The sequence below is a fragment of the Vibrio sp. 1562 genome (assembly GCF_033340155.1).
GTDB classification, from domain to species: Bacteria; Pseudomonadota; Gammaproteobacteria; order Enterobacterales; family Vibrionaceae; genus Vibrio; species Vibrio alginolyticus.
Genome location: NZ_JAWOVY010000209.1, coordinates 1 through 409 on the forward strand (window position 1 = coordinate 1; position 409 = coordinate 409).

1 protein-coding gene is annotated in these 409 nt (G+C 49.1%); it reads left to right on the forward strand.

Going from position 1 to position 409, the window contains the following annotated elements:
- On the forward strand, window positions 1-409 hold a 409-nt coding region (locus R7Z49_RS24190; RefSeq protein ID WP_318112257.1), incomplete at both ends, for a DEAD/DEAH box helicase.

Consider the following 409-nt stretch of genomic DNA (forward strand, 5'->3'; position numbering starts at 1 on the left):
ACTTCCCTTTACGACTTATCCAGAACCAAGTGGTGACTGGGAAAGTCATCATGCTTGAACCAAGACGATTAGCTGCGCGCAATATCGCGAGATATTTGGCCGAGCAACTGGGCGAGCAAGTTGGCCAGCGAGTGGGATATCGCGTTCGTGGCGAGACAAAGGTAAGTGCTTCTACTCAGTTAGAAATTGTGACTGAAGGGGTCATGACTCGCATGATCCAAAATGACCCTGAGCTAGATGGTGTCGATTTGCTGATTTTTGATGAGTTCCATGAGCGCAGTATTCATGCAGATACGGCTTTGGCGCTTAGCTTGGAAGTTCAAGAAGCATTGCGAGACGATCTTAAGCTGGTGGTGATGTCGGCAACGTTGGAGCAAGAAGCGTTGCAATCCTTACTGCCGGAAGCTTG